This is a genomic window from Halomonas salipaludis, from assembly GCF_002286975.1.
GTDB lineage: Bacteria > Pseudomonadota > Gammaproteobacteria > Pseudomonadales > Halomonadaceae > Franzmannia > Franzmannia salipaludis.
In genome coordinates this window covers 286,266-310,959 of record NZ_NSKB01000004.1, presented here as the reverse complement: position 1 = coordinate 310,959, position 24,694 = coordinate 286,266, and the positions used below count along the sequence as shown (strand labels likewise).

Below are 24,694 nucleotides of genomic sequence, written 5' to 3'. Positions count from 1 at the left end.
AATTGTTTTTGCCATAATGGCCGCCCCTTTGACGCGATCACCCGCCAACCATCAGAGACGAGCCCACTCGTTCACCGGCGGGTCATCAGGCACTAGTGCGTCGTCAGACGCCCGGCTAACGAGAGAGAATCGGCCGCAAGGCCCAGGACACCAACATGACCACGACCCAAGCCGCACCCGCCGCCGCGCCCCAGGCCTCTGCCGCGCCGACCTGTTTCACCAACCTCAGCCATGCTGAGCTAGCCGAGCGAGCGGTCAAGCGCGGAGAAGGGCGGCTTGCCGCCAACGGCGCCCTGGTGGTGAACACCGGCAAGCGTACCGGGCGCTCCACCGCCGATCGCTTCATCGTCGACGAGCCCTCCACCCGCGGGCAGATCGAGTGGGGCAGCGTCAACCGGCCGTTCGACGCCGAGGCGTTCGAAGCGCTGTGGCAGCGCGTCGATGCCTATCTCGCCGAGCGCGATCACTTCGTCTCCGAGCTGCACGTCGGTGCCGATCCCCAGCACTACCTGCCGATTCGCACCGTCACCGAGACCGCCTGGCACAACCTGTTCGGGCGCACCATGTTCGTCCGGCCGGAAGCCTACAACCTGGCCCGCAAGGACGAGTGGACGATTCTCAACGCCGCCGACTTCGTCTGCGATCCGGCCCGCGACGGTACCCACTCCGAGTCCACGGTGATCATCGACTTCGCCGGCCGGCGGGTGCTGATCGCCGGCATGCGCTACGCCGGCGAGATGAAGAAGGCGATGTTCTCGGTGCAGAATTTCCTGCTGCCGGACTCCGACGTGCTGCCCATGCACTGCTCGGCCAACGTCGGTGAAGATGGCGAGACCACGCTGTTCTTCGGCCTTTCCGGTACCGGCAAGACCACGCTGTCTGCCGACCCCGGGCGCTACCTGATCGGCGACGACGAACATGGCTGGGGTGAAGGCACGGTGTTCAACATGGAGGGCGGCTGCTACGCCAAGTGCATCGACCTCTCGGAGAAGAACGAGCCGGTGATCTGGCAGGCCATCAAGTTCGGCGCGGTGCTCGAGAACGTGGTGCTCGACGACCGCCGCGAGCCCAACTATGCCGACGACAGCCTGACCCAGAATTCGCGGGCCGCCTACCCGCTGGAGCATGTCGCCAAGCGCGTCGCCGAGAATCGTGCCGGCGAGCCCAATGCGATCATCTTCCTGACCTGCGACATGTCCGGCGTGCTGCCGCCGGTCTCGGTGCTCTCCAAGGAAGCGGCGGCCTACCACTTCCTGTCGGGCTATACCGCCAAGGTGGGGTCCACCGAGATGGGCTCATCGGCAGGCCTGGAGGCGACTTTCTCGACCTGCTTCGGCGCGCCGTTCTTCCCGCGTCCGGCGCGTGAGTACGCCGACCTGCTGATCAAGCGCGTCGAGGCCTACGACTCGCAGGTCTACCTGGTCAATACCGGCTGGACCGGCGGTGCCTACGGCCAGGGCGGCACGCGTTTCTCGATTCCCACCACCCGCGCCATCATCAGTGCGATCCAGTCCGGTGTACTGCGCGAGGCCGAGACCCGCAGCATCGACGGCCTCAACCTCGCCGTACCGGTAGCGGTGCCCGGCGTCGACTCGAGCCTGCTCGATCCGCGCCAGACCTGGGCCGACCAGGCTGCCTACCAGCGCCAGATGCAGGACCTGGTGGCCAAGTTCGTCGACAACTTCAAGAAGTTCGCCGGCGTCGATTCGGCCATCGTCGCCGCCGGGCCGCGTCTCGACTGACGGCTGTTGAACCCCTCGCTACGCCGAGGGTCTGAACGAGGGGAAGCGCCAAGCGCTTCCCCTCGTTGCGTTAGGCATTGGCCTGGCAACGCCTGTGGGCCAAACGGGAGTAGCGTATGAAACGACGTCAGTTCATGGGGCTACTGGGGGTGGGCGGCCTGGCCGGGCTGCTGCCCGGTGTGGCGATGGGACGCCCGAAGCTCGATCTCGAGCCGGCGCCCGGGCTTGAAACCCTGGAGCTCAGCGACGACGAGTGGCGCGAACGGCTGACCCCCGAGCAGTACGAGATCCTGCGCGATCACGGCACCGAGCCGGCTTTTTCGAGTCCGCTGGACAAGCAATGGGACGACGGCGAGTATCGCTGTGCGGGTTGCGATCTGCTGCTGTTCACCAGCGATATGAAGTACGACTCCAATACCGGTTGGCCGAGTTTCTTCGAGCACGTCGAGGGGCATCTGCTGACCCAGGTCGACTACTTCCTGTTCTTCCCGCGCACCGAGTACCACTGCGCGCGCTGCAAGGGCCACCAGGGCCATGTCTTCGACGACGGCCCCGATCCCACCGGCCTGCGCTGGTGCAATAACGGCCTGGCGCTGCGCTTCGTGCCGGCGTGATCAGACCTGCGGAAGCCGCTCAGGACCAACGCTGGACATTGTCCGCTTCGGCGTGCTCGAAGGCCGGGCGCAGGCGTACCACGATGACTAGCACCGCCAGCAGGGCGGCCCCGGCCAGCAGGAAAGTCAGGGTGAAGCCGACCAGCTCGGCGATTACCCCGAGCACCAGTGGTGCCAGCACCTGAGCCCCACGGTTGCCCATCAGGCGCATGCCCAGCGCGCTGGAGCGCTGCTCGGGGTGAACGTGCTCGGCGAGGATCACCATCGACAACGGCTGGGAGATCCCCGAACCCAGGCCGATCAGGATCGCCAGGAACGCCAGTGCTGCTACGCTGCCGGTCATGCCGGTCCACATCAGTCCCATGGCCACCGCCGCCAGCGAGGCGATCATTGTCTTGCCGCGTCCGCCCAAAGCCTGGATGATCTGCGGCATGACGGGGCGGATCACCATCGCCGCCAGCGCCCTGAGGCTGACCAGCACGCCGATCAGCGTCGCCGAGAAGGTCAGCTCCTCGAGATAGACCGGCAGGAAGGCAGCATGCGCACCCAGCGCAAATAGCACTGCCACAGTGACGGCGATCGACATCTGTACGCCGATGTTGTCGCGCAGCAGTGAGGCCTGGGCACGGTAGCCGAGCAGCGAGCGGGGCGTGGTATGGCCGCGCCGGGCGTTGCCGACGAACAGGCAGGAACTCACCAGGCTGATGGCCGGGATGGCGCCGATGGTGGCAAACACCCAACCCATCGACAGGCTGTCGATCATGTAGCCAGCGAGCAGCGGGCCAATCAGCTGGCCGCCCGACAAGCACATGGTGTACCAGCCGAAATAGCGTTCCAGCGCACGGCCGCGGCCCAGCCCGGCGACCACCGACTGGGCGGCGATGACCATCACCACATGGGCCAGGCCGATGGCGATCTGGGTGGCTACCAGTCCGCCAAAGGTCGGTGTCGCAAGGCTGATCCACGGTCCGATCATCATGCCGATGGCGCCGATGAAGAACACCTTCTGCGGCCCGACCCGAGTGACGATGCCGCCCAGCGGAATCGCCAACACTAGCGGCAGCAGATAGGGCGCCGAGAGGATCACCCCCACCAGCAACGGACTGGCGCCCAGCTCCAGCGCCCGCAGCGGCACCGCCAGCAGCAGCATGGTCTGGGCCACGAAGACACTGGTCAGGCCGATGCAGACCATCACCAGGTTGCGGATTGCGCTGCGGTCGGGGGTCGTGCGGGTCGCGCTATCGTCCATGATGCTCCTTGTCTCGGGACTCAGGCCTTGAACAGCACCGGTGCCAGGTGGTGCTTGTCGATCATCACATCGACCACCGCCGGGCCGTTGGCGGCGAAGGCGCGCTGCATGGCGGCTTCAAGGTCGCCAGGGCGGGTAACCTGTTCACCGTGGGCGCCGAAGACGCGGGCCAGAACGCCGAAGTCGGGGTTGTGGTAGTCGACGGCAAAGTGCCGGCCGTCGTAGTGGGCGTCCTGGAAGGCGCGCTCGTTGCCGAGCCCCTGGTCGTTGATCACCACCGCGACCAGCTTGATCTTCTCGCGTACCGCGGTTTCCAGTTCGCCGATATTGCACATGAAGCCCATATCACCCTGTACCGCCAGCACTGGCACATCGGGACGGGCCAGCGCCGCGCCCAGCGCAGTAGGGAAGCCGGCACCCACCGCCGCCCAGTTGTCGATGAACATGTAGGTGTCCGGGGCATGGCTGACGAAGTGCTGGCGTACGTGCTTGCCGGCATTGCCGGCGTCGACCACCATGATACCGCCTTTGGGCAGGGTGCGCCTGAGCACATCGGCGACGAACGGTGGCTGGATCGGCTCGGCGCTGGGGTCGATCAGCGCCTGGCGCTCCTCTTCCCAGCGCGTCACCTCGGCGGCCACATCGACCCAGTTCCACTGCTGGCCATCGAGGCGCGCGCTAAGGCCGGCCAGGAAGCTCGGCGTGCTGCCCACCGCAGCGACGTCCACCGGAAACACCGTGCCGATCGGGTCGACGCTGGCCGCCTGATGGATCAGGGTAGCCTCCTCACGAATCAGGCCGTGCTTGAAGGTGGTCGAGAACAGGTCCATGCGCGCGCCCACCGCGACGATCACATCGGCTTGCTTCACCACCCGGTTGGCGCTGTTCCAGCCGTTGCGCCCCAGCGGCCCAAGCGCCAGCGGATGCGAGGTGGGGAAGGCATCGGGGCTGAACTGCAGCGGCGCGACCGGAATGTTGTGCCGCTCGGCGAAGGCGATCAGCTCGGCGCTGGTGCGCTCGCGCAGCACGCCGCTGCCGGCCAGGATCACCGGGCGTTCGGCCGTGGCCAGCAGTGCTGCGGCCTGGTCGAGGCAGCTGCCGGCCACTTCGGGCAGCACGCTGGCGCGGTACTGCTGCGGCGACTGTGTCTCGGCCTCGACCTCGGCGCGGTAGATGGCAGTGGAGGCCTCCAGGTGAACCGGTCCCGGCGGCTCGGCAAGTGCCGTGCGAAACGCCTTGCGCAGCGCCTCCTGGGCCTTGTCGGGGCCGGTGATGGAGTAGGCCCACTTGGTAATCGGCTTGAAGAAGGTGATCTGGTCCATCTCCTGGCTGGCATCCTTCTCGCGCAGCCACTCCTCCTGCAGGCCGTTGATGCCGATCAGCGGCACGTTGCCGCGATAGGCGGCACCGAATGGCGTGGCCATGTTGGTCACCCCAGGCCCCTCGGTGGCGGTGACCACCGCCGGGCGCTGGCCGGCGCGGGCGTAGCCGTAGGCCATGAAAGCCGCTCCCTGCTCGTGGCGGGTAAGGATGAAGCGCATCTCCGGGGTCTCTCGAATCACATCGAGCAGCGCCAGGTTCTGGGTGCCGGGAATGCCGAACACATGGGTGACGCCTTCGCGGCGCAGGCCGTCGATCAGGGTCTGGGCAACGCTGGGCATGGCGAATCTCCTGTACGGTTATTATTGGGCGTTGGTTGTTGGCTCGTAGTGAATTGCGAAGGTCAGACGGTGGCGCCGCGACCACCATCGACGTTGAGGCTGGCGCCGGTGACGTAGCCGGCTCGCGGTGAGGCCAGAAACACGATGGCATTGGCCACCTCCTTGGCGTCGCCCAGCCGGCCCAGCGGAATGGCCTGGCCCTGGCGCGCCGAGTAGTCCTCCCAACTGAGCTCCGGCGCCTCGCGCTGCCAGCGGCGCTCGACCTGGGCCGAGCGTACCCGGCCCAGGCACACGGTATTGACGCGGATACCCTGCTCGCCGAGTTCGTTGGCCAGCGATTTGGTCAGAGCGATACCGGCAGCGCGGGTCGCCGAGGTGGGTAGGGTGTTGGCCGGTGGTGCCTTGCCTGACACCGTAGTGACGTTGATGATCGCCGCCGCCGGCGAGGCTGCCAGGTGCGGCAGGGCGGCACGAATCCCGCGTATTGCGCCCATCAGCTTAAGCTCGATATCGGCCTGCCACAGGGCATCATCGGCCTCCAGGAAGGGGCCGGAGGCGCTGCTGCCAGCGTTGTTGATCAGGATATCCAGGCCGCCGAAGGCCTCGACGGTGCGTGCCACTGCCCCGGCGGGGCCGTTGGCGCTGGCGATGTCGGCAACGATGGTCAGCGGGCGCTGGCCGGTCAGCGCGGTGATGCGCTCGGCGGCCTCCAGCAGGGGGGCTTCGCGGCGCGCCACCAGCGCCACCCTGGCGCCTTCAGTGGCGAGCAGTAGGGCCGTCTCGAAGCCGATTCCCTGGCTGGCACCGGTCACCAGCGCCACCTTGTCAGTGAGTGCCATATCCATGCACGTTGCTCCTGTGGTTGGACGTCTTCTGCGCTATGCGTCGCGGAAACAGACGTCGACGTTTCCGTATGCAAATGTCTACACTTTAATACAGCGTGCCAGAGGCCTGCCGCTAGCATACCCCGCTTTTCCTGACTATTGCATATCACTGAGCCCAATTGCATACTCAGGTACACAATAACAGCAAGTGGTGGTAGCGAGCCCAAGTCCAGCGGGAATGTGCGCGCTCTGCCAGTCGGGAAACCCACCTCGGGAGTTGATAATATGAATAACGCCAGACATCACGTCTCACGCTTTACCCGTCGCGCGCTGACGCTTGCGGTCGCCGCCGGCCTGAGTGCCGGAGTAGTGGCCAATAGCCACGCCGAGCTGACCGGCTTCTACGAGGGCGAGACCCTCGAAATCCTCACACCCTGGGCGCCGGGTGGCGGTGCCGATACCTGGGGGCGCTATGTTGCCGCGACCCTCGGCCCCTTCCTCGGCGACGACGCCAGCATCCAGGTGATCAACCGTCCGGGGGCTGGGGGCGTGCAGGGCACCAACGAGTTCCAGCTGCGCACGGCAAGCGACGGCATGACCGTACTGCTGCAGAGTGCCGGCCAGGTGTTCCCGTTCATGTACGGCTCCGACGCCGTACGCTACGACTTCCGCGACTATGAGCCGATCGTCGCCATGGCCCAGGGCGGTGTGGTCTATGCTCGTGCCGACCTGGGCGTCGAGGAGCCGCTCGACCTGTGGGATGTCGACGAGCTGATCTACGGTGAGGTCTCGCCCCAGGCGATCGGTTCCATGGCATTGGCCGCGTTCGCACTGCTCGACCTGCCCCACGATGCCATCTTCGGCTACGAGAGCCGCGGGCCGACCCGCCTGGCGCTGGAGCAGGGCGAGACCAACCTCGACTTCCAGACCACCAGCGCCTACACCTCCAACGTCGAGCCGCTGGTCGAGGAGGGCACTGCGGTGCCGCTGTTCAGCATGGGCGTCATCGATACCCAGGGTGAGCTGGTGCGTGACCCGGCCTTCCCCGACATGCCGACCGTGGCCGAGGTCTATGAAGAGCGCCATGGCGAAGCGCCATCCGGCCTTGCCTGGGATGCCTATCGTGCGGTGCTCTCGGCGGGCAGCATCAAGATGTTGTGGGCTAAGGCCGACGCTCCTGAGGACTCGATCAACGACCTGCGCTACGCCTTCGACCAGGCGCGCCAGGACGAGGAGTTCATGGCCGCCTCCGAGGAGGCCAACGGTCCCTACGAGTGGCTGGTGGGCGATGACGCCTACACCGCCATGAGTTCTACCCTGGATATCTCCGACGAGGCGCTCGAGTACCTGCGCGACACCTTCAAGGAGCGCTACGACGCCGACCTCTAAGGGGCGTCCGTTGCCACCCGGGGAGGCGTGGCCTTTCCCCGGGTCTCTTTCCAGGCGCTGTCGCGGGGTTAGGCGACAGCGCCCAGCCCCTTACTCGCAGATAGGAGCTCGACGCCGTGTTAGCCGCTGCGTTTGATGCCCTGGCGCTGGTCCTCGATCCCTCCCGTCTGGTGTTCATGCTATTGGGCATCAGCGTCGGGTTGGTGGTGGGCATTCTCCCCGGACTGGGGGGCGTCGTGGGCATGTCTCTGTTGTTGCCGTTCATCTATGGCATGGATCCGCATGCCGCCACGGCGATGCTGATCGGCATGGCGGCAGTGATTGCTACCGCCGATACCTTTCCCAGCATCCTGATCGGGGTGCCCGGTTCGGCGGGGTCCCAGGCGACCATCCTCGATGGCTATCCGATGGCCCAGCAAGGCAAGGCCGGCCGTGCCCTGAGCGCAGCCTTCAGCGCCTCGCTGGTCGGTGGCCTGATCGGCGCTTTGGTGCTGTTCGCCATCTTGCCCGTGGCCCGGCCGCTGGTACTGGCTTTCCAGTCGCCGCATCTGTTCATGCTCACTGTGCTGGGGCTATGCGTGGTTGGCCTGCTGGCCGGCAAGTATCCGTTCCGCGGCATCCTCGCCACCCTGATCGGCATCATGATCGCCATGCTCGGCTCGGCACCCTCGACGGTGACCTTCCGCTTCGTCGGCGACAGCGTCTATCTGATGGACGGCATACCGCTGGCGATACTGGCCATGGGCCTGTTTGCGGTGCCGGAGATCATCGATCTGCTGGCCGACAACCGCGCTGTCTCCAAGGTCAAGGAGGTCTCCAGCGGTTGGAAGGACGGGGTGCGCGACACCTTCCGCAACCGCTGGCTGGTGCTGCGCTCTGCGGCGCTGGGGGTAGCGGTCGGTGCGATTCCCGGGCTCGGTGGTTCGGTGGTCGACTGGCTCTCCTATGGCCAGGCGGTGCAGAGCGCCAAGGACAAGAGCGGCTTCGGCAAGGGCGATGTGCGCGGGGTCATCGCACCCGAGAGTTCCAACAACGCCAAGGAGGGCGGTGCGCTGATCCCCACCATGCTGTTCGGCATTCCCGGTAGCGGAACCACCGCGGTGCTGCTCGGTGGCCTGATCCTGCTGGGTATCCAGCCGGGCCCGTCGATGCTCACTTCGGACCTGTCGATTACCCTGACCATCGTCTGGACCCTGGCGCTGGCCAATGTCGTGGGTGCCTTCGCCTGCTTCCTGCTGTCGCGGCCCATCGCTCGCTTGAGCACCATCCCGGCCGCCAAGTTCGCGCCCTTCCTGCTGATCGTGATGCTGGTCGGCGCCTACCAGAACACCAACCAGTGGGGCGACCTGGTTGCCTTCATCGTCATCGGCCTGTTCGGCTGGCTGCTCAAGTCCTATGACTGGCCGCGGGCGCCAGTGCTGATCGGCTTCGTGCTGGCGCCGAGCATCGAGCGCTATCTGACCATCTCTGCCTCGCGCTACGGCTGGTCTTGGTTGGCAGACCCCATCGTCATCGTCATCGGCGTTTTGGCGGTAGGTGTGGTGATCGCCGGGGTGCGCGCCAAACGCAAGGGCCTGGGAGAAACCTGATGACACAGCGACTACGCGAAGAACTGCTGTTTATCGCGGTACTGGCCGGGGCGATGGGCGTGGCCCTCTACGTGGCCGCCGGCTATCCGTTCAATGCGCGACTGATGCCTCAGGTGGTGTCGGTCGCCGTGCTGGTGCTGCTCGGCGTCGAGTGCGTGCTTACCGTGCGGCGTTCGCGGGCGTCGCGTGACAACGCTGTTCCGGCTGTCGACGGCAAGGCACAGCACGAGCCACTGTGGGGAGCCAAGTTTCGCCGTACCGCCCCTTATCTGGGCTGGCTGGCGGGGCTCTACCTGGGCATCTACCTGATTGGGTTGATGGCCTCGGCGGCAATCTTCACCGTCGCCTTCTGTCGCCTGGTCGGCAAGATGAGCTGGCTATCCACGCTGATCGGCGTGGCGCTATTGATGGCGGCGCTATTCGGCCTGAGCGAGGCCTTCAATATGCGCTGGCCGGTGGGCTACTTCTTCGATCCGTTTCGCTGAAAGCACCCCCTCAGCACCCGTTAACCTGGAGGTCCCTGCGTGCCAACCACTTACCAAATGTATATCGGCGGTGCCTGGCGGGATGCTGCCGATAGCGCTACCTTCCCGGCTCTCAACCCGGTCGACCAGCAGCCTTGGGCACACCTGCCCCAGGCCACCGCCGAGGATGTCGACGCCGCGGTGAAAGCGGCGCGGGAAGCCTTCGACGGCGGCTGGAAATACACCAACGGCCTGACCCGCGCCACGCTGATGCAGCGCCTGGCCGAGCTGCTCGAGGCCGAGGCCGAGCGCATGGCCCAGCTCGAGACCACCGACAACGGCAAGGTGATCCGTGAGACCCGCGTGCAGATGCGCTTCGCGGCGCGTAACTACCGCTACTTTGCCGGCTGGGCCGACAAGCTTCACGGCGAGAGCATCCCGCTGGACCGCCCCGAGCTGGTCGACTTCACCACCCGTGAGCCGCGCGGCGTGGCGGCCTTGATCACCTCCTGGAATTCGCCGATGGCGATACTCGCCAACAAGTTGGCACCGGCCCTGGCGGCGGGCTGCACGGTGGTAATCAAGCCGTCTGAAATGGCCAGCGTGACCACCCTGGCCTTCGCCGAGCTGTGCGAAAGGGCGGGCTTCCCTGCGGGAGTGATCAACGTGGTCACCGGTGACGGCAGCGTCGGCGCGGCGCTCACCGGCCATCCGGGTATCGACCTGATCAGCTTTACCGGTGGCACCGCCACCGGCAAGGCAATCTCGCGGGTAGCTGCCGAGCACCTGACGCCGGTGACCCTGGAGCTGGGCGGCAAGTCGGCCAATATCGTGTTCGCCGATGCCGACCTCGAGCAGGCGGTGACCGGTGCGGTGGCGGGGATCTTCGCCGCCGCCGGCCAGACCTGCATTGCCGGCTCGCGGCTGCTGGTGCAGCGCGAGATCTACGACCGGGTGGTGGTCCAGGTGTGCCAGCGCGCCCAGGCGATTCGCGTCGGCGACCCCCGCGACGAATCCACCGAGATGGGCCCGGTGGCGACCCAGGCCCAGCATCAGCGGGTGCAGGCCTTTATCCAGCGGGCCCGCGAGCAGGGCGCGACCTTGGCGGTGGGCGGGGGTGTGCCGCAGGGGGAGGCCTATGCGCGCGGCTACTTCATCGAGCCGACGGTGTTCACCGAGGTGGCGGCGGACGCCGAGCTGGCCCAGGAGGAGGTATTCGGCCCGGTGCTGGCGATCATCCCTTTCGACACCGAGGAGCAGGCCATCGCCATTGCCAACGGTACCGCCTACGGCCTGGTCGCCGGGCTGTGGACACAGAACCTGGCGCGGGCGCACCGCGTGGCCAGGTGCCTGGAGGTGGGCGGAGTATGGGTCAATACCTACCGTACCAGTGCCGCCCAGGCGCCGTTCGGCGGGGTCAAGGCCAGCGGTATCGGTCGCGAGCGTGGCCTGCACGCGCTGGATGAGTACCTCGAGATCAAGAACCTGATGATCGATCTGTCCAGCGAGGCCCGCGACCCCTTCGCCATCCGCACCTGACCTGACAGCTAGTCGTCGTAGCTCTCGAAGAAGGCCTCGAGTCGCACCTTGTAGGCTTCGCGAATATGGCTGCGGGCGTGGTGCTCGGCGGCCTCCGGGTCGCGGGCCTCGAGAGCGTCGATGATCGCCCGGTGCTCGCTGCGCGCGGTCTCGGCGCGGCCCGGCTTGGCCAGGGTGCTGCGGCCCAGCAGCATCATCGATTCCTGCAGCGAGTGCAGCATCTTGAGCAGGTAGCGGTTGTGGCCGCAGCGATACAGGGTGCTGTGGAACAGCTTGTTGTTCTTGACCAGGTCGCGGGTCTCGCTAAGGCGCGCATCGCGCTCGCTGATTTCGCGCAGAAAGGCGATCTCGACCTCCGAGGCGTGCTGCGCGGCGAGCCCCGCCGCGGTGCCTTCCAGCACTTCGCGCATGGCATATAGCTCGCTGACCATGCCGTGGTCGAGCTCGGTGATGATAGTGCCACGCGCCGGATCGTTGGCCACCAGTCCTTCGAGTTGCAGGCGATTGAGCGCCTCGCGTACTGGCGTGCGGCTGAGGCCGGTGCGCTCGGCCAGCTCGACCTCGCGAATCCGCGTGCCGGGCGTCAGGCTGCCCTCCTTGATGGCATCGATGATGAAGCGGTAGGCCTGTTCACTGCGCGGTTCGCCGCGCTGGTTGGCCGCCGGAGTGGCGCTCTTGCGTGGCTTGCGCTCTGCCATGGCTGCGGGCCTCGAATGATGGTGATGGGTGGACATGGTATGTCAGGGAACACGTCTTGTCATTTTGAACACTAGTGGATACATTTGTATTTATTTAGGCGAGGGAAACACGATGCTGTCATCGACCGGAGAGCGACTCAGCGATGCCGACCTGACCGGCCACGACGTGCTGGTGATCGGCGGCGGTAATGCCGCGCTGTGCGCCGCGCTGTCGGCGCGCGAGCAGGGTGCCAGCGTGTTGCTGCTGGAGAGTGCGCCGCGCAAGTGGCGCGGCGGCAACAGCATTCATACCCGCAACCTGCGCTGCATGCACCGCGAGCCCACCGACGTGCTGAGCGACGCCTATCTCGAGGATGAATTCTTCGACGACGTGTGGCGGGTCACCGGCGGCATCACCAACGAGGCCTTGGCGCGACATGTGATTCGCGCCTCGGAGACTTGTGCCGACTGGATGAAAGGCTACGGCGTGCGCTTCCAGCCGTCGCTGGGCGGCACCCTGCACCTGGGGCGCACCAACGCTTTCTTCCTGGGTGGTGGCAAGGCGCTGATCAACACCTACTACCAGGCCGCCGAGCGCTTGGGGGTGACGATCCTCTACGAGGCCGAGGCCGAACGGCTGGTATTCGACGGCAAGCGCTTCGACCACGCCCTGGTCAACTACAACGGCTCGCCGCGCAAGGTCAGCGCCAAGGCGCTGGTGATCGCCTCGGGGGGCTTCGAGTCCAACCAGGCGTGGCTGGAGGAGGCCTGGGGGGAGGTGTCACGCAATTTCCTGATCCGCGGAACGCGCTTCAACCAGGGCAAGATGCTGCGCGCGCTGATCGACAACGGCGCCAGGATTATCGGCGATCCGACCCAGGGCCATGCGGTGGCCATCGATGCCCGCGCACCCAAGTACGACGGCGGCATCGTCACCCGCGTCGACTGCGTATCGCTGGGCATCGTGGTCAACCGCGACGGTGAGCGCTTCTACGACGAGGGCGAGGACTTCTGGCCCAAGCGCTACGCCATCTGGGGGCGGCTGATCGCCAAGCAGCCGGGGCAGGTGGGCTTCTCGATCACCGATGCCAAGGCCCAGGGCCGTTTCATGCCCTCGGTGTTTCCCCCTGAGCAGGCCGATAGCCTCGAAGAGTTAGCACTCAAGCTCGAGCTGCCGGTCACGGCGGTACGCAAGACCGTCGACGACTTCAATGCGGCGGTGCAGCCCGGCCACTTCGATCACAGCGTGCTCGATGACTGCCACACCCAGGGCGTCACCCCGGAGAAGACCCACTGGGCACAGCGTATCGACCAGCCGCCGTTCTACGGCTACCCGCTGCGCACCGGCATCACCTTCACTTACCTGGGCGCCGAGGTCGACGACAAGGCGCGCATGTACATGGACAGCGGTGAGCTGGCCGACAACGTCTTTCTGGCCGGCGAGATCATGGCCGGCAACATTCTCGGCCAGGGCTATGTGGCCGGCTTCGGCATGACCATCGGCACCGTGTTCGGCCGCATCGCAGGCACAGAGGCAGGCAGCTATGCAAAAGATTGAGGCACTGATCGAGGAAACCCGTAACAACATGACGATCTGCAATGCCTGCCGGTATTGCGAGGGGTTCTGCCCGGTGTTCCCGGCCATGGAGCGGCGTCGCGCCTTCACCCCCGAGGATCTCAAGTACCTGGCCAATCTTTGCCATAACTGCGGCGAGTGTTACTACGCCTGCCAGTACGCGCCGCCCCACGAGTTCGCCGTCAACGTACCGCAGTCGATGGCCAAGCTGCGCGCTGAATCCTATCGCGACTACGCTTGGCCGGGGCTGCTGGCGAAGCTGTTCGACCGTAACGGCTTGCTCGCCGCACTGGCGCTGGCGGTGGGGGTAACGCTGCTACTGCTGATAGCCATCGGGCTCAATGGCGGGCTATCGGCGCTGGTGACTACCCAGCACGGTGGCGACTTCTACGCACTGATGCCGCATAACGTGATGGTGGTGACCTTCGGCTCGGTGTCGCTCTTCGTACTGCTGGCGCTGGTGATGGGGATGGTGCGGTTCTGGCGCGAGAGCGGCGAGGGCGTGGCCGGGCTGCATGATGCGCTGAGTTGGCGACAGGCGCTCAAGGAGACCTTCTCGCTCAAGCACCTGCACGGTCAGAACGAGGTTGGGTGTACGTATCCCGACGCCTACCACTCCCACTGGCGGCGGCGCTTCCACCACTTCACCTTCTACGGCTTCATGCTCAGCTTCGCCGCCACCGTCACCGGCACCATCTATCACTACGTGTTCGGCTGGCAGGCGCCCTACGACTTCACCAGCCTGCCCAAGCTGTTCGGCACCCTGGGCGGCATTGGCCTGCTGATCGGCCCGGCGGGGCTGCTATACCTCAAGCTGGTGCGCGACCCGGACACCGCCGACGTGCGCCAGATGGGCATGGACGTAGCCTTTATCGCGCTGCTGTGGTTGACCGGTTTTACCGGCCTGGCGCTGATGTTGCTGCGCGAAACCTCGGCGATGGGGGTGATGCTGGTGGTGCACCTGGGGGTCGTGATGGCGTTATTTATCACCATGCCGTATGGCAAGTTCGTGCACGGCTTCTATCGCCTGCTGGCGGTCTATCGCAACGCCCTGGAGCGCAATCGCGCCGGACGCTGAGCATCGATGCCAGCAGGTCACTATTCTGTGCGACGGCAGTACGGGATATCTGAATCGAATGTGCCTATAGCTTGAACTCCTCGATGATGTGCTGTGCCAAGCCTGCCACCGCCGGGGAGGGGGTGTCCGATGCCCGTAGTAGCACGATGGAGGCGTCCGGCAGGGGAGGGAAGCCGTCCGCTTCGTCGAGGATGCGCATGCCTGGCGTGACCAGGCTCTTCATCCATGCCGAGACGGCCAGCCCCGCTCCGACGACGGCCTGCAGCGTGGCCAGGCTAGGGCTGCTGTAGGCAACGCGATACGACAGGCCGACCCGGCTCAGGGCATTGCAGGCGTGGCGCCGACAGAAACAGGGTTCCTCGAACAGCGCCAGCGGCAGCGGAGACTGCTGATGCGTCGTATGTGAACCCGCCACCACCCATACCGTTTGATCCTGCAGCAGAATCTCGCCGATCTCGTTGCCCACTTCGCGGGTCACGATGCTCAGGTCGAGCTGGTCCTTGTGGCGGTTGAGCAGGACGGAGGAGGGAGCGCAGTGCACCTCCACGTCGATTAGCGGCCAGTGATGAGAGAAGGACTTGAGGATGCCTGGCAAGAAGCGCATCACATAGTCATCGGGCACGCCGAGTTTCACTTTGCCGATCATGTCTGGCTGGCGGAGCATGGTAAGCGCTTCCCCGTGCAGGTCGAGGATGCGTCGCGCATAGCCGAGCAGGGTCGTGCCCTCGCTGGTCAGCAACATCCTGCGCCCCTGCCGTTCGAACAGTTGGCGCTGAATCACATCCTCCTCGAGGCGCTTGATCTGCATGCTTACCGCCGATTGCGTGCGATTCACCGCCTTGGCGGCGTGGGTGAAGCCGCCGTGGTCGACGATGGCGACAAAGGTGCGCAGTAGCTCATGATCGATCGTCTGTAGCATCTCGAGTTTCCATCATGTGGGTTGATGGTATGCATCACGAGTATTCGTTGGATTGATTCTAAGCGCTGTCTGACACTTTCTCCACACCCCTCAGGAGGAAGTTGCCATGACCACCGAATCGACCTGCCCTGCGGTTTCCTCGGGTAAGCCCCATGACTGCCCCCCAGTCGCGCATGGTCTCGCTAGCGGGTGGCAACGCCTGAGCTTTGTCACGCATCTATGGCGCTGGGCACGCCGCATGGACCGGCTCGCCCAGCTTCGTCGTGAGCGCAATCAGCTGCATGAGCTCAGCGATGAACTGCTGCGGGATATTGGCTTGACACGTCACGAGGCAAACCGCGAGAGTCGTCGCCACTTCTGGGACGATATCGGCTGGCGGCGCTGAGGCTGACTACGGCGATGGCGTGGCGTTTATGGTACCTTGGCGCGATCTTTTGCCGTTGCTACATCAAGGATGTCATGGACGCACACGCCGCTATCATTGCCCGCCTCGCCGACGAACTCGGTGTCCGCCCCCAGCAGGTTTCGGCCACGGTAGAGCTGCTCGACGGCGGGGCCACCGTGCCTTTCATCTCGCGCTACCGCAAGGAGGTCACCGGTGGTCTCGACGACACTCAGCTGCGCCAGCTCGACGAACGCCTGGTCTACCTGCGCGAGCTCGAGGAGCGTCGCGCCGCGGTGCTCGCCGCCATCGACGAGCAGGGCAAGCTCGACGCCGACCTCAAGCGCCAGATCCAGGCGGCCGACACCAAGCAGCGGCTCGAGGATCTCTATCTTCCCTACAAGAAGAAGCGCCGCACCAAGGCCCAGATAGCCCGCGAGGCGGGCCTCGAGCCGCTGGCCGACGCGCTGCTCGCCGACCCGACCCTGGACCCGGAAGCCGAGGCCAGCCGTTACCTGCGTCCCGCCGAGGGCGAAACGCCGGCGGTTGAGGACGCCAAGGCGGCACTCGACGGCGCCAAGCAGATCCTTATGGAGCGCTTCGCTGAAGAGGCCGAGCTGGTCGGCAAGCTGCGCGAGCGGCTATGGGCCGAGGGCCAGCTGAGTGCGCGGGTGATCGCCGGCCACGAGCAGCAGGGCGCCAAGTTCTCCGACTACTTCGAGCACGACGAGGCGCTGGCCAAGACCCCCTCGCACCGCGCCCTGGCGATGTTCCGCGGCCGCAACGAGGGCGTGCTGAGCCTGGCGATCAAGCTGCCCGGCGAGGACGAGGCGCCGCTGCATCCGGCCCAGGTGGCCATCGCCCAGCATATGGGCATCAGCGACCGCGGGCGGGCCGCCGACAAGTGGCTGGCCGAGGTGGTGCGCTGGACCTGGCGGGTCAAGCTCTATACCCACCTCGAGACCGAGCTGATGGGGCGCCTGCGCGAACGCGCCGAGCAGGAGGCGATCGGGGTCTTCGCCGCCAACCTCAAGGACCTGCTGCTGGCGGCGCCGGCCGGACCCAAGGCGACGCTGGCCATCGACCCCGGCCTGCGCACCGGCTGCAAGGTGGCGGTGGTGGACGCCACCGGCCAGTTCCTCGAGCACGCCACCATCTACCCCCACGCGCCGCAGAAACGCTGGGACGAGTCGCTGGCGGTGCTCGGCAAGCTGGTCGAGCGCCACGGCGTGGAGCTGATTGCGGTGGGCAACGGTACTGCCAGCCGCGAGACCGACAAGCTGGCCGGCGAGCTGATCAAACGCCTGGCGCCGCGCCAGCTGGCCAAGGTCATGGTCAGCGAGGCCGGGGCCTCGGTCTATTCGGCCTCGGAGTATGCCGCCCGCGAGTTCCCCGACCTCGACGTCACCATCCGCGGCGCGGTCTCCATTGCCCGGCGCCTGCAGGACCCGCTCGGCGAGCTGGTCAAGATCGAGCCCAAGTCGATCGGCGTCGGCCAGTACCAGCACGACGTCTCCCAGGTACAGCTGTCGCGCAGCCTGGAGGCGGTGATCGAGGACTGCGTCAACGCCGTGGGCGTCGACCTCAACATGGCCTCCGTGGCGCTGCTGTCGCGGGTCTCCGGGCTCAACCTGGGACTGGCCGAGAACATCGTCGCGCGGCGTAATGCCGAGGGCGCCTTCAGCAGCCGCCGCGCGCTGCTCGAGGTCAGCCGGCTGGGCCCCAAGACCTTCGAGCAGTGCGCCGGTTTCCTGCGCATCATGAACGGCGACAACCCGCTGGATGCCAGCGCCGTGCACCCCGAGGCCTACCCGCTGGTCGAGCGCATTGCCGAGCGCAGCGGGCGGCCGTTGGCCGGGCTGATCGGCGACAGCGCCACGCTCAAGTCGCTCAGGCCGGCGGACTTCGCCGATCAGCGCTTTGGCGTACCCACCGTCAGCGATATCCTCAAGGAACTCGACAAGCCGGGCCGCGACCCGCGTCCCGAGTTCAAGGCCGCCGAGTTCCGCGAGGGCGTCGAGACCCTCAAGGACCTCGAGGTCGGCATGCTACTCGAAGGCACGGTGACCAACGTTACCCACTTCGGCGCCTTCGTCGATGTCGGCGTGCATCAGGATGGCCTGGTACATATCTCGGCGTTGTCGAACACCTTCGTCGACGACCCGCGCTCGGTGGTCAAGGCCGGGGATATCGTCAAGGTCAAGGTGATGAGCGTCGACCTGGAGCGCGCGCGAATCGGCCTCTCGATGCGCCTCGACGACCGGCCCGAGGAGCAGCAGAGCCGTGGTGGAGCGCGTCAGGCGCGTGCCGACAAGCCCGCGCGCAAGCGCGATGCAAACCCGTCGGGGCAGGGCAAGGGGCAGGCCAGCGGCCAGGTCGGTGCACTGGGTGCCGCGCTGCTGCAGGCGCGGCGTAAGGACAAGTAGTGCCTGGCGGCAAAACATCTTTCACGCCTGGCGCCTTGAAAGGTCTCGACCAGGCACCATAATGTGTCACTTGTGCGAGCGTCGCGGACTTCCCGACGCTCGTCCCGTTTCATCAGCGAAGAGGGGCCGGGCCCCATCCTTCCATGCCATGGGGTGTTTACCTTGTCCGAGCAACTCGCTTCCGTTATCGCCCGGCTCAAGGCGCCGGCCCGTGAGGGGCAGATCGGTCGCCTGCGCCGCGGCATCGAGAAAGAGGGGCTGCGCGTCGATGCTACCGGCCGCATCGTCCAGACCCCGCACCCCCATGCACTGGGCTCGAAGCTTACCCACCCGCATATCACCACCGACTACTCCGAGGCGCTGCTCGAGTACATCACGCCGGTGTATTGCAGGCCCGACGATGCATTGGGCTTTCTCGGCGACCTGCATCGCTTCAGCTACCACTACCTGGGTAATGAGCTGATCTGGCCGGCCAGCATGCCGGCGCGGCTTGACGGTAATGACAGCGTGCCGATCGCCGACTATGGCAGCTCCAATATCGGCACCATGAAGCACGTCTACCGCAAGGGGCTCGACGTGCGCTACGGGCGGATCATGCAGGCCATCGCCGGGGTTCACTACAATGTGTCGCTGCCCGACGACCTGTGGCCGCTGCTGCGCGAGCTGGACCCCCAGGCGCCGGATACCGCCGCCTCGTCGGACGCCGACTACCGTTCGAGCCGCTATTTCGGGCTGATTCGCCACTTTCGCCGCAACAGCTGGCTGCTGATGTACCTGTTCGGCGCGTCGCCGGCCATCGACCGCAGCTTCCTCGACGACAAGCCTGCCCCCGAGTGGCTCGAAGCCCACGGCCGCGACACCCTGCTGGCGCCCTATGCCACTACCCTGCGCATGTCCGGGCTCGGCTACCAGAACAAGGTCCAGGAGCAGCTCAAGATCTGCTTCAACTCGCTGTCGAACTATGTCGGCACCCTGCGCCATGCGATCTCCACGCCCTGGGCGCCGTACCAGTCGCTGGGCGTGAGGCAGGGCAACGAGTGGCAGCAGCTCAACGCCAATATCCTGCAGATCGAGAACGAGTACTACAGCGACATCCGCCCCAAGCGCGTGGCGCGTCACGACGAGACGCCCAGCCAGGCGCTGGAGGCGCGCGGGGTGGAGTACATCGAGGTGCGCTGCCTGGATCTCAATCCGTTTCTGCCGCTGGGCGTGGACGCCGCCCAGATGTATTTCCTGGACACCTTCCTGATGTGGTGCCTGCTGGCGGACAGCCCGTGGATCCCCGACGACGAGTGCGACCATCTCGACGACAACCGCCGGCTGGTAGTGGAGCGCGGTCGCGACCCGGCGATGCGCTTGAGCATCGACGGCGAACTGCGCTCGGTGGCCGGCCGCGGGGCCGAGATATTCGCCGAGCTCGAGGCGGTGGCCGAACTGCTCGACATCCGTGAGGAGGGCAGCCCCCACAGCGCTGCGGTACACGGGCTGGCACCGCTGCTCGATGATCCCTCACTGACCCCCTCGGGACGCGTCATGGCCAGGCTCCAGGAGACCCAGGAAAGCTTCGCCGAGGCGATGCTGGCGCTGGCCCGGGAGCAGGCCGAGCAGTTCCGCGATGAGCCGATGGACGCCGCCCACCGGGCGCTGCTCGACGAGCTGATCGAGACGTCGCATCGCCAGCAGAGCGAGCTCGAGGCCGCCGATAGCGAAAGCTTCAGTGCCTTCCTCAACGGCTATTTCACCCGTGCACGTGAACCCCGGGCGGCGCGTGCCGTCTGATTGCCAGCCTCTCAACGAGCCACATGGACACCATTCGAGGAATTCGCGTGACCTCAACTCTCAAGGCGCTGTCGGCGCGCCAATGGAGCCTTGCCGGGCTCGCCTTCTGTGGCCTGATGATGGCCGTGGCCCTGCTGCTCGAGCACGGCGTTGGGCTCGAGCCCTGCCCGCTGTGCATCTTCCAGCGCGTCGCGGTGCTGGCGGCAGCGGCGGTGCTGCTGGTGGCAGCCCTGCATAACCCGCGCGGCGCCGGCATGATCGTGTATGGTGGCCTGGGGCTGGTGGCGGTGTTGGGCGGCATCGGCGTGGCCTGGCGCCACCTATGGCTGCAGTCGCTGCCGGCGGACCAGGTGCCGAGCTGCGGCCCGGGGCTCGACTACATGATGGACATCCTGCCGTGGCGCGACGTGCTGGCCAGGGTGCTGTCCGGCTCCGGCGAGTGCGCCGAGATCGACTTTCTGTTCCTCGGCATCTCGTTACCCGGCTGGACGCTGATCGGTTTCGTGATCCTGGCCGTCGCGCCGCTGGCGATGCTGGTACGCGGCATTCGGGCGGTGCGCGGCAGCTGAAATATGCTACCGTTTCGACACCTCACCCGCGGGTGATCGTTTTTCGGCAACCCGGATGCACTCGTTCGGTAACCCAGATATAAGGAACCTGGTATGCGCCTTCTGACTCTTCCCCTGATGCTGTTCGTGATGCTGCTGGTGGCCGGCTGTTCGACCACCGCCATGCAGCAGGAGCGTGCCACTGAGCTGCGCCCCGGCCAGACCTACTATGGCCAACTGGCCTCCGGTTCAAGGCTGTTCCGCTTCACCCTCGACCGTCCCACCAGCGTCATTCTGAGTGCCACTACGCCGGTCATGCGCACCTTACCCGGTGGCTATAACGGCCGCCTGCTGGATGCCGACGGCCAGCTGATCGCCGAGGATCGCGACAGCGGCGAGGGCTTCAATTTCCGCATCGCCGAGCGCCTCGACGCCGGCACCTACTACCTGGAGATGCGCCAACTCCAGGCCTGCAGCTCGCGGCTCTGCCTCAATGAGAACATGTCGTTCACGCTGATGTTCCGCGTCGATCGCGGTTGAGGCAAATCCCACCCGATGGAGGATTGACACGGCTCGCCAGTCGCGCGAGTCTGTCAGTCCGCCCTGTTGGCGGGTCAGGATGTGCAAGGGAGGCGCCCATGCTCGAAGATTGCAAGACGGCCCTGGAACGCTGGGGTGGTGTACATCGCCTAATCGACCGCTGGTTAGAGCAGCGCCGCGAACTGCTTGTCAGCTTCGTCGAACTGCAGGAAGCTTGCGACGTCGAGCTCGAGGCGGTGACCAAGGCTCAGGTCGACACCTTCAGCGAACTGCTGATGGACTACATCAGCGCCGGCCACTTCGAGATCTACCCGCAGCTGCGCGAGGAGGCCTCGGCCTTCAATGACGACGAGGCGCTGATGATTGCCGAGCGTCTTCTCGAGCGTCTCGATATGTCCACCGAGCTGGTGCTCTCCTTCGATGCCGACTATGCCTCGCCGGTAAAGTGCCAGCACAATCTGGGGCTGTTGCCGGCCTGGCTGGATCGTCTCGCCAAGGGGTTGACCGAGCGGTTCGCCCTCGAAGACCAGCTGATCGGCCGCCTGCACGCGGCCCACTCGCCGCCGCCCGGCGCCGAAGCCAGCCTGCGCGCCACTTCCTGAACGACTGTTCACGCGACCGCGGCGGCCCTTCACCGCCGCGATGACATCTTACCTCCCAGCACCAGCATGCACGGCGTCAGCAGCAGCGTCAGTCCGGTGGCGAAGGTCAGCCCACCGGCGATGGCGCTGGACAGCTGCGTCCACCACTGGGTCGACGGCGCGCCGATGCCGAGGCTCGGCGCAAACAGGTTGACGTTGATGCCGAGCACCATCGGCAGTAGCCCCAGCACCGTGGTGATCGCCGTCAGCAGCACCGGCCGCAGGCGCAGGCCGCCGGCCTCCAGTGCCGCTTCTGGGCTGCTCAGGCCGTCGCGGCGCAGCTGGTTGTAGGTATCGATAAGCACGATGTTGTTGTTCACCACGATGCCCGCCAGGGCGATGATGCCCATCCCCACCATAACGATACCGAACGGCTGGCCGTTGACCAGCAGGCCGATCAATACCCCGGCGGTGGAGAACACGATGGCCGAGAGCACCAGCGCCGCCTGGTAGAGGCTGTTGAACTGGGTCACCAGGATCAGCGTCATCAAGAACAGCGCCACAAGGAAGGCGCTGACCAGGAACTGGGCGGTCTCTTGCTGATCCTCCTGCTCGCCGGCGATATTGACCAGCACGCCGTCGGGCAGGGCCTGCATGGCCCCGGCCAGTGCCTGCAGGCGCTCGGCGGGCTGCTCGCCTGCCTCCACGTCGGCTTCCAGGGTGATGGCGCGGCGGCCATCGATGCGCTGCAGGCTGCCGACCTTGGGCGCCGGCGTCAGTTCGACGAAGTGGCTCATCGGCACCTGGCCGCGCTCGGTGTTGATGGTCATTGCCTGCAGCTGGTCCAGCGAGCGATGCGCCTCAGGCAGGCGCACGCGAATGTCGACCTCGTCGGTGACTTCGGCGGGGCGGTAGCTGGCCACCTGCAGACCGGTGGTGACCAGCTGTACCGCGCTGCCGACTGCCGCCACGTCGGCGCCGAAGCGCGCCGCCGCCTCGCGGTCGACCTCGATGCGCCACTCCACCCCGGGCAGGCTGCGATTGTCCTCGATATCGCGAAAACCACCCAGCTCCCCCATGGCGGCGCGCAGCTCGTCCACCGCGCTGTCGGTAAGCGACGGATCCTGAGCGCTGATCTCGAGCACGATCGGCTTGCCGCCGGCGGGCCCCTGCTCCTGCTCGCGGAACTCGAGGATCACGCCGGGCAGGTCCGCGGTGCGCTCGCGCATCTCGGCGAGTATCTGGCTCGCCGGGCGGCGCTGCTGCCAGTCGATGAACTGAAAGCTCAACTGGCCGATCACGTCGGGTCCCATCTGCTCGTTGGCCACCGCGAAGGAGCGTGCATAGAGCGCCTGGACCTCGCTCATTCCGGCCAGGCGGCGCTCTACGCGGCGCACCACGGCATCCTTCTCCAGCGCCGAGAGATCGCCGCGGGCGCGCACCAGCACCTGGGCGCTGTCGGGCTCGACGCTGGGGAAGAACTCGACCCCGTGGTTGAAGCGCGCATAGCCGGTATACACCAGTGCCATGATGCCCAGGGCGGCGAGTAGTGTCATGCCGGGCCGCGCCAGCAGCCAGCCCAGCGCACGTCGGTAGGCGCGCCCGCCGTGGCTGATGCGCGGCTCGCGGCTGTCGGCGGGGCGTGCCTGGCCGCGGCTCACCACGCTGCCGAGCGTCGGCAGGAAAATCAGTGCCATGGCCAGTGAGGCGAGCAGGCACAGTATCACCGTGGCCGGCAGGTACTTCATGAATTCGCCGACCACGCCGGGCCAGAACATCAGCGGTACGAACACCGCCAGGGTGGTGGCGGTGGAGGCGATCACCGGCCAGGCCATGCGCGAGGCCGCCCCGGCCCAGGCCTCGGAGGGCGGCTGGCCGGCGTTGAGGTTGCGGTCGGCCAGCTCGCTGACCACGATGGCGCCGTCGACCAGCATGCCGGCGACCAGAATCAGCGCGAACAGCACCACGATATTGAGGGTATAGCCCACCGCCCAGATCAGTAGGATGCCGGTAAGGAAGGCGCCGGGGATGGTCAGTCCCACCATCAGTGCGGCGCGCAGTCCCATCACCGCGAGGATCACGATCAGCACCAGCACCACCGCGGTGAGCACGTTGTTGAGCAGCTCCGAGAGCATGTCGCCGACGGTCTCGGACTCATCCATGATGGTAGTGATCTCGAGGCCGTCGGGCAGCAGCGGCCCGGCCTCGTCGAACAGCTGGCGCACCGACCCCACGGTGGCCATGATATTGGCCCCGGCGCGCTTGGATATCTCCAGCACCAGCGCCGGCTGGTCGTTGATGCGCGCGAAACCCTCGGGGTCCTTGAAGGTGGGGCGGATGTGCGCCACGTCGCCGAAGGTGACCACCCGGTCCTGCTCGACCTTGACCGGCATGCCCATCACGTCCTCAAGGCGTTCGATCACCCCGGGCACCTTGAGTGCCATGCGCCCGGCGCCGGTATCCAGGCTGCCGGCGGCCACCAGGCGGTTGTTGCGCGAGACCATGTTGAACAGGCTGTCGAAGTCGACGCCGTAGCTGTCGAGCACCAGTGGGTCGACGACGATCTCCAGCAGGTCCTCGCGCTCACCGCCGATTTCCACTTCGAGAATCTCGGGAATGCCCTCGATCTCCTCCTTGAGCTGACGCGCCACCGCCAACTGCCGGGGTTCTTCCAGTGCGCCGGAGAGGCCGATCGAAAGCACCGGGAACAGTGCCACGTTGACCTCCATCACCCGCGGCTCGTCGGCTTCGTCGGGCAGCGAGCTGCGTGCGATATCGACTCGCTCGCGGACGTCGGCCAGGGCCTGGTTGGCATCGAAGCCGGCGTCGAACTCCAGCGTCACCGAGGCGTGGCCCTCGCTGGACTGGGAGGTCATCTTGCGCACCCCGACGATCGAGCGCAGCTCCTGCTCCATGGGCCGCACCAGCAGTCGCTCGCCGTCTTCGGGGCTGACACCCTCGAGGCTCAGCGAGACGTAGATCATGGGGATCGCGACGTCGGGGTTGGCTTCCTTGGGAATCACCTGGTAGGCCGCGCTGCCGGCCAGCAGCAGAAACGCCAGCAGCAACAGGGTAGTGCGCGACCGCTGCAGGGCCGCCTCGATCAAGGTTCGCATA

General features: G+C 66.2%; 20 protein-coding genes. 14 read left to right on the top strand and 6 right to left on the bottom strand.

From position 1 onward, the window contains the following. Nucleotides 1-155 precede the first annotated feature (155 nt). Together CK498_RS11860 and msrB are read left to right on the top strand one after the other, a co-directional pair. On the top strand, nucleotides 156-1,742 hold the full coding sequence (locus CK498_RS11860) for a phosphoenolpyruvate carboxykinase (protein ID WP_095621066.1): 1,587 nt from the start codon (nucleotides 156-158) through the stop codon (nucleotides 1,740-1,742). Nucleotides 1,743-1,858: 116 nt separating this feature from the next. Further along, nucleotides 1,859-2,356 carry a peptide-methionine (R)-S-oxide reductase MsrB gene (gene msrB, locus CK498_RS11855; protein ID WP_095621065.1) on the top strand — a complete coding sequence of 166 codons (498 nt, stop codon included), beginning with the start codon at nucleotides 1,859-1,861 and terminating at the stop codon, nucleotides 2,354-2,356. Nucleotides 2,357-2,375: 19 nt separating this feature from the next. Here the strand turns inward: msrB and CK498_RS11850 are convergent, their stop codons facing one another. The 3 genes from CK498_RS11850 to CK498_RS11840 all read right to left on the bottom strand — a co-directional run bounded on the left by CK498_RS11850 (nucleotide 2,376) and on the right by CK498_RS11840 (nucleotide 6,111). Further along, nucleotides 2,376-3,605 (bottom strand): MFS transporter, encoded by a 1,230-nt coding sequence (locus CK498_RS11850; RefSeq protein WP_217987759.1) that lies wholly within the window; start codon nucleotides 3,603-3,605, stop codon nucleotides 2,376-2,378. A gap of 20 nt (nucleotides 3,606-3,625) precedes the next feature. Next, a complete protein-coding gene (locus CK498_RS11845) occupies nucleotides 3,626-5,266 on the bottom strand; it encodes a thiamine pyrophosphate-binding protein (protein ID WP_095621064.1) in 1,641 nt (546 codons plus the stop codon). A gap of 62 nt (nucleotides 5,267-5,328) precedes the next feature. After that, nucleotides 5,329-6,111: an SDR family NAD(P)-dependent oxidoreductase gene (locus CK498_RS11840; RefSeq protein ID WP_095621063.1), complete on the bottom strand. Its 783-nt coding sequence runs from the start codon at nucleotides 6,109-6,111 to the stop codon at nucleotides 5,329-5,331. Nucleotides 6,112-6,375: 264 nt separating this feature from the next. Here CK498_RS11840 and CK498_RS11835 point away from each other — a divergent pair, with 264 nt between their 5' ends. The 4 genes from CK498_RS11835 (at nucleotide 6,376) to CK498_RS11820 (ending at nucleotide 11,071) form a co-directional block, all read left to right on the top strand. Continuing rightward, nucleotides 6,376-7,479 (top strand): Bug family tripartite tricarboxylate transporter substrate binding protein, encoded by a 1,104-nt coding sequence (locus tag CK498_RS11835; RefSeq protein ID WP_095621062.1) that lies wholly within the window; start codon nucleotides 6,376-6,378, stop codon nucleotides 7,477-7,479. Between the two features lie 116 nt (nucleotides 7,480-7,595). Continuing rightward, nucleotides 7,596-9,068, top strand: coding sequence for a tripartite tricarboxylate transporter permease (locus CK498_RS11830; protein WP_217987758.1), 1,473 nt, complete (start codon nucleotides 7,596-7,598; stop codon nucleotides 9,066-9,068). Continuing rightward, the gene (locus tag CK498_RS11825) at nucleotides 9,068-9,553 is read left to right on the top strand and encodes a hypothetical protein (protein ID WP_095621061.1); all 486 of its coding nucleotides are present in this window, start codon (nucleotides 9,068-9,070) and stop codon (nucleotides 9,551-9,553) included. Before CK498_RS11830 ends, CK498_RS11825 begins: the two co-directional genes overlap by 1 nt. A 39-nt stretch (nucleotides 9,554-9,592) precedes the next feature. Continuing rightward, the gene (locus CK498_RS11820) at nucleotides 9,593-11,071 is read left to right on the top strand and encodes an aldehyde dehydrogenase (RefSeq protein ID WP_217987757.1); all 1,479 of its coding nucleotides are present in this window, start codon (nucleotides 9,593-9,595) and stop codon (nucleotides 11,069-11,071) included. A gap of 8 nt (nucleotides 11,072-11,079) precedes the next feature. On the opposite strand, the gene CK498_RS11815 is transcribed toward CK498_RS11820, so the two are convergent. After that, nucleotides 11,080-11,769 carry a GntR family transcriptional regulator gene (locus CK498_RS11815; RefSeq protein ID WP_095621059.1) on the bottom strand — a complete coding sequence of 230 codons (690 nt, stop codon included), beginning with the start codon at nucleotides 11,767-11,769 and terminating at the stop codon, nucleotides 11,080-11,082. A 112-nt stretch (nucleotides 11,770-11,881) separates the two neighbouring features. Between CK498_RS11815 and tcuA the strand changes: the two genes are divergently transcribed. Both tcuA and tcuB read left to right on the top strand, forming a co-directional pair. After that, nucleotides 11,882-13,306, top strand: coding sequence for an FAD-dependent tricarballylate dehydrogenase TcuA (gene tcuA / locus CK498_RS11810; RefSeq protein WP_095621058.1), 1,425 nt, complete (start codon nucleotides 11,882-11,884; stop codon nucleotides 13,304-13,306). After that, entirely contained in the window at nucleotides 13,293-14,402 is a 1,110-nt protein-coding gene (gene tcuB / locus CK498_RS11805; RefSeq protein WP_095621057.1) for a tricarballylate utilization 4Fe-4S protein TcuB, read from the top strand. Before tcuA ends, tcuB begins: the two co-directional genes overlap by 14 nt. A gap of 64 nt (nucleotides 14,403-14,466) precedes the next feature. On the opposite strand, the gene CK498_RS11800 is transcribed toward tcuB, so the two are convergent. Next, entirely contained in the window at nucleotides 14,467-15,321 is an 855-nt protein-coding gene (locus CK498_RS11800) for a LysR substrate-binding domain-containing protein (RefSeq protein WP_095621056.1), read from the bottom strand. 106 nt (nucleotides 15,322-15,427) lie between these two features. Here CK498_RS11800 and CK498_RS26545 point away from each other — a divergent pair, with 106 nt between their 5' ends. The 6 genes from CK498_RS26545 (at nucleotide 15,428) to rsd (ending at nucleotide 21,598) form a co-directional block, all read left to right on the top strand. Further along, nucleotides 15,428-15,706 carry a DUF1127 domain-containing protein gene (locus CK498_RS26545; protein WP_229359055.1) on the top strand — a complete coding sequence of 93 codons (279 nt, stop codon included), beginning with the start codon at nucleotides 15,428-15,430 and terminating at the stop codon, nucleotides 15,704-15,706. A gap of 74 nt (nucleotides 15,707-15,780) precedes the next feature. Next, nucleotides 15,781-18,129 (top strand): Tex family protein, encoded by a 2,349-nt coding sequence (locus CK498_RS11790; RefSeq protein ID WP_095621054.1) that lies wholly within the window; start codon nucleotides 15,781-15,783, stop codon nucleotides 18,127-18,129. Between the two features lie 162 nt (nucleotides 18,130-18,291). Further along, nucleotides 18,292-19,908 carry a glutamate--cysteine ligase gene (gene gshA, locus CK498_RS11785; RefSeq protein WP_095621318.1) on the top strand — a complete coding sequence of 539 codons (1,617 nt, stop codon included), beginning with the start codon at nucleotides 18,292-18,294 and terminating at the stop codon, nucleotides 19,906-19,908. Between the two features lie 47 nt (nucleotides 19,909-19,955). Continuing rightward, nucleotides 19,956-20,477 (top strand): disulfide bond formation protein B, encoded by a 522-nt coding sequence (locus CK498_RS11780; protein ID WP_229359054.1) that lies wholly within the window; start codon nucleotides 19,956-19,958, stop codon nucleotides 20,475-20,477. Nucleotides 20,478-20,570: 93 nt separating this feature from the next. After that, on the top strand, nucleotides 20,571-20,996 hold the full coding sequence (locus CK498_RS11775) for a hypothetical protein (protein ID WP_095621052.1): 426 nt from the start codon (nucleotides 20,571-20,573) through the stop codon (nucleotides 20,994-20,996). A gap of 98 nt (nucleotides 20,997-21,094) precedes the next feature. Then, nucleotides 21,095-21,598 carry a sigma D regulator gene (rsd, locus tag CK498_RS11770; RefSeq protein ID WP_095621051.1) on the top strand — a complete coding sequence of 168 codons (504 nt, stop codon included), beginning with the start codon at nucleotides 21,095-21,097 and terminating at the stop codon, nucleotides 21,596-21,598. A gap of 29 nt (nucleotides 21,599-21,627) precedes the next feature. On the opposite strand, the gene CK498_RS11765 is transcribed toward rsd, so the two are convergent. After that, nucleotides 21,628-24,693: an efflux RND transporter permease subunit gene (locus tag CK498_RS11765; RefSeq protein ID WP_095621050.1), complete on the bottom strand. Its 3,066-nt coding sequence runs from the start codon at nucleotides 24,691-24,693 to the stop codon at nucleotides 21,628-21,630. Nucleotide 24,694 lies beyond the last annotated feature (1 nt).